Origin of the sequence: Acinetobacter sichuanensis (genome assembly GCF_003024515.2) — a bacterium.
In the GTDB taxonomy this organism is placed as follows: domain Bacteria; phylum Pseudomonadota; class Gammaproteobacteria; order Pseudomonadales; family Moraxellaceae; genus Acinetobacter; species Acinetobacter sichuanensis.
Genome location: NZ_PYIX02000143.1, coordinates 1 through 1,527, shown reverse-complemented (window position 1 = coordinate 1,527; position 1,527 = coordinate 1). Strand labels below are relative to the sequence as shown.

Sequence of the window (1,527 nt, the reverse complement as noted above, 5' to 3'; positions counted from 1 at the left end):
GTTATTGCTGGTTTGTATATGCAAGAGTCTAAGGCTGGAACGGATTTAACTAGTCATACGGGGGCAAAGGGCAACTGGCAAACTACAAGGGCATATCGCAAGCGATACAATATTTCTATGGAAGACAATAATGATTTTCTTAAAGTTGGAAAAATTGTTGTAGATAATATCGCTAAAGTATTCAATGAAACAGGTAGCTTGAAACAAGCAATTCTTTCTCATAACGCTGGCGAAGCTGGTGCTCAAAGATTTATGGAAACAGGTCGCGTAAAAGGCTCGGCTGATAGAAATAAAGAAGTTGCAGGATACTTGCCTAGTATTGATAAATGGGCTTCATGGGGTGATGGTAAGAAAGGTGATTTACTTGGTTCTGATGATTCAGGAAAAGCTTATCAAAAATTCTTAGATGACCAGAAAGAACTAGAGGAGGAAATCAAACAACTGCGTGAAAGATATAGTAGTGAAGATATCATTCGCAACCAACAGCGTCTTGATGAAATTGCGGAGGCTAATCGCCTTGGTTTACAGCATCTCATTCCAGATATAGAAAAACGGTATGCGGCAGAAAGCAAACTAGCTGAGCTTAGCTATAACGAATCTTTGAGTGGATATCAATGGAGTGAGCAACAAAAAATTGTCTATGCTAGAGATCGAGCGCAACAAGAGTTAATTTTAAGTACTCAGCATAGTGATAAGCAAAAGAAGGTGCTTAAAAAAGCTATTGATGATCAAGCTAAGTATGAACTCGCTGTTTTTGATGAAACACAAAGACGTAAAGCTCAAGAGCTGTCAGATGTTTTGACAGAACGGCAAAAGCAATCATCAGAAAATCAGCTTAGGATCTTAGCTCAAGCAAATATGTCACCAGATGAGTTTGCGCGTTGGAATCTTCAAAACAATATGACCAATGATGTTAGTTATGCTTTTGATGATTACCAAAAAGATATTAAGGATATTAATCGCAAAGATGAGACGGGTCGATTTGAGATAGAAGATGCCAATTATAGAAATCAGTTGTTGCAGCAGGCTGAAAGAACTCATCAAGCTAAAATGCTTGAAATTAAAGAGGACTATGCAGCACAAGCACAAGATTTAGATCAGCAAGAATATGAAACCAAAATGCAAGTGTATGGACAGATAGCTGGAATGGTTTCACAGACTTTTGATCAAATGGCAGGTATGTTAAAAGAATCAGCAGGTGAGTCAAGTGCACTTTATAAAAGTATGTTCTTGACTGGTAAGGCTGCTTCAATAGCCCAAGCAATTGTAAATACTGAGGAGGGAGCAACAAAAGCATTAGCTCAAGGTGGTGCTTACGGTTCGCTTCTAGCTGGAGTCGTGAGAGCGACAGGTTATGCTTCTGTGGGTATGATTGCAGGTCAAACTATCGCAAGCTTCGCCACAGGCGGTCACGTCCGCGGTCCTGGTACTTCAACAAGTGATTCTATTCCCGTAATGCTTTCGGACTACGAGTTTGTGACTAAAGCATCTGCGGTGAAGAAGATCGGTGTTGCGAATATGGAGTAT

At 39.9% G+C, this 1,527-nt stretch carries 1 pseudogene; it reads left to right on the top strand.

Going from position 1 to position 1,527, the window contains the following annotated elements:
- Positions 1-18: 18 nt before the first annotated feature.
- Positions 19-1,527, top strand: a pseudogene (locus C9E89_RS22540) (hypothetical protein); the annotation flags it as partial.